We start from the raw sequence: 3,040 nt of genomic DNA on the forward strand, positions 1-3,040 counted from the left end.
ACCTGTGACAGCCTTTGGCCGGCCCGCATTCTCGAAGCTTTCCACCAGAAGCCGCTGCAGCATTTTCGGGGCATCATCGGCCCACAGCACATCGGCAAAATAGTCCACCGAGAACGGGGACGTTTTCAGCGCCACCCGCGCCGTATCCAGCGAGGCATCGGCGGTTACCGGTTCGACCAGAAGCTGCCAGGGCGCCGGCGGCAGGTCTTCCGCGCGGGTCTTGTCCGCATTCAGGGTATAGATCCTGGACTCTCCGCCCTTGCCTCCCAGCCCCAGGGAAACGCATGACGTCAGGACCAGCGCCAGGGCGAGAGACAGCAGAAGATGGTTTTTTTTGTACCTCATTTCACTTTGACTCCCTGGTCCTGCGGCCCGAACAGCGCCTTTGCGGGATCGCGCTCGATGCGGGCCGCAATCCGCGACAGGCGGGCCACCAGATCCCTCATTTCTGTCATCAGCAGCGTCGCCTCGTACAGGCCTGTTGACGTAAAGGTATGGATGGGATCCCGGTTTTCCGCAAGCACCCGGGACAGCTGGTCCGAACTCTTCCGCAGGGAAGCTGTCATGTCGGTCACGCCGGCGGTTATGTCGCCTGCACTTTTCTGCATGGTCTCCAGGGCCTTTTCCGCCTGGGTGGTCAGACCGTCCAGACGCGCTGTGGCGGTGGCCATGTTTCCGGAAACCTTCTGCATGTTTTCCAGGATCTGCCGGGCATTTTCCATATTTTCGGGCGTAAACAGGGTACGGACATCCTGTGTCAGCAGGGTCAGGTTTTCCAGCATTTCCGGAGCGGCAGCCATAACCGTCTCTCCCCCCTGCATGCGGGAGGGAATAACCGGCAGCTTCCCTTCTGCTGCCGGCTGCAGGAGTGGACTTCCGTTGAGGCCTGGAGCAATCTGGATATAGACCGATCCGGTAATGCCCTGGAATTCCAGCGAGGCCACCGAATTCTCCCGCACCGGAATGCGGGCCGGCATCTCCACCTCGACCCGAACGCGGGTTGTATCCTCAGAATCAATGTCGATGGCGATGACTTTACCCACATCAACACCCTGGTACCGCACAGGGCTTCCGGCCTGGAGGCCGGTCACGGAGCGGGAGAAATAGATCAGGTACTTCCGGGACCCGGCAGAAAACTGCACACTGCCCAGCCACACCACAAATCCGGCCAGTGTAGCCAGAAGCGCCAGAACAAATATGCCGGCAACCAGATGTCTTGCCCGGGTTTCCATCAGTCTTGTTCCCTCGCCGCCCGCCCCCGTGGACCGTGGAAATAGTCCCGGATCCAGGGATGGGGGTCCTTCAGCAGTGTGTCCAGGGTCCCGGTCCGCACCGTCCTGTCCACCAGCACGGCAATACGGTCGCAGATTGTGACCAGACTGTCCAGATCATGTGTGACCATGAACACTGTCAGGCCCAGGCTGCGCTGCAGGTCCCGGATCAGGGTGTCAAAGGCACCCGCCCCGATGGGATCAAGCCCCGCTGTGGGCTCGTCCAGAAAAAGGATGTCGGGGTCCAGCGCCAGCGCCCGGGCCAGCGCGGCCCTTTTGCGCATGCCCCCGGACAGCTGGGCGGGGTATTTTCCCCCCGCGTCCGCAGACAGGCCCACCATGCTGATCTTTGCCCGCACCACGGCGTCCAGCAGGGCGGGCGGCAGGTGCGCATGCTCCTTCAGGGGTACCGCCACGTTTTCCGCCACGGTCAGGGAGCTGAACAGCGCCCCCTCCTGGAACAGAACGCCCTGTCTGGCCTGCAGCTCCTTCCAGCCCTGGGCGGACAGTGTCTGCGTTTCCTGCCCCAGGACCTCGATGGTTCCGGCCGCAGGGCGCATCAGGCCGATAATCTCCCTCAGCAGGACAGATTTTCCGCTGCCCGACCCGCCCACCAGACCCAGGATTTCTCCCCGGTATACGTCCAGGTCCAGCCCCTCGTGGATCACCTGGGATCCGAACCGCGTGGCAAGACCCCGGACCCGGATAACCGGCTCTTGCTCTTTCCGGGACGAGGCGGGAACTGTGTTCATCATATTTTCATGATGGAAAAGGCGATGGAAAAAACCGCATCCAGGATAATCACCAAAAAGATGGCCTGGACCACGGACAGGGTTGTGCGTTGACCCACGCTTTCGGCACTGCCGGAGACTTGCAGGCCCTGGTGGCATCCCACCAGCGCGATGACAAAGGCAAACATGGGCGCCTTGACCAGGCCCACCCACAGGGTGGTGGTCGTCACGGCGGATTTCAGCTGGGCCAGAAAGGCTGAAAAATTAATCCCCAGGGCTGCCCAGGACATCAGCGCACCGCCGGCCAGTCCGGCCAGATCACCATAGAAGGTCAGCAGGGGCAGCACCAGGACCAGCGCCAGGATGCGGGGCGCCACCAGGGTCTCCACCGGATCAAGGCCCATGGTCTGCAGGGCGTCCACCTCCTGGTTCACCTTCATGGTGCCGATCTGGGCCGTGAAGGCCGACCCCGACCGCCCTGCCACGATAATGGCGGTCAGCAGGACCCCGATCTCGCGCAGGATGGAAATTCCCAGCAGGTTGACCACATATCTGTCCGCCCCGAACGGGCGCAGCTGGTCCGCCGCCTGCCAGGCCAGCACCACACCGATCAGAAAAGACAGCAGGCCCAGGATGGGCAGGGCTTTCCAGCCCGTGTCCACGATATGCCAGACCAGGGATGTCAGACGCAGGCGCCGGGGATTGACCACCAGACGGCCCAGCGTTTCTGTCACCACCCCCAGAAAGGCCACAAGTTCCGCCGCATTCGACAGGATTTCAGTGGTTTTTTTCCCCAGGGCCACGACCGGCGCCAGGGGATCAGAAGGCTTTTTCTGCGGCGCCGGATCGGCCAGGGCTTCTTCGGAAACAGCGTCAAACAGGGTCTTAAAACGGGACTCCAGCCCCTGTGTGGTGACAGTCGCCCCGCCGGCCTCCAGCCTGTGGACCAGGCGGCGCAGAAGCAGAGCCCCGGCCGTGTCCATACGTTCTACGCCGGACAGGCCCCGGCCTGTCTTCCCCCCCTCCCCGGCGGAAATT

Annotated in this window: 4 protein-coding genes; all 4 read right to left on the reverse strand. The window is 62.6% G+C overall.

Annotation, left to right across the window (positions count from 1 at the left end; genetic code table 11):
- On the reverse strand, positions 1–345 hold a 345-nt coding region (locus M3O22_05360; protein MDP9196182.1), incomplete at its 3' end, for an ABC-type transport auxiliary lipoprotein family protein.
- Entirely contained in the window at positions 342–1,232 is an 891-nt protein-coding gene (locus tag M3O22_05365; GenBank protein MDP9196183.1) for an MlaD family protein, read from the reverse strand. The genes M3O22_05365 and M3O22_05360, both read right to left, overlap by 4 nt.
- Positions 1,232–2,026 carry an ATP-binding cassette domain-containing protein gene (locus M3O22_05370; GenBank protein ID MDP9196184.1) on the reverse strand — a complete coding sequence of 265 codons (795 nt, stop codon included), beginning with the start codon at positions 2,024–2,026 and terminating at the stop codon, positions 1,232–1,234. The genes M3O22_05365 and M3O22_05370 overlap by 1 nt, the downstream gene beginning before the upstream one ends.
- Complete coding sequence (locus M3O22_05375; protein ID MDP9196185.1) at positions 2,023–2,985, reverse strand: ABC transporter permease; 963 nt, start codon at positions 2,983–2,985, stop codon at positions 2,023–2,025. Before M3O22_05375 ends, M3O22_05370 begins: the two co-directional genes overlap by 4 nt.
- Between the last annotated feature and the right edge of the window lie 55 nt (positions 2,986–3,040).

This window comes from Pseudomonadota bacterium (assembly GCA_030775045.1).
Classification (GTDB): Bacteria; Pseudomonadota; Alphaproteobacteria; order JALYJY01; family JALYJY01; genus JALYJY01.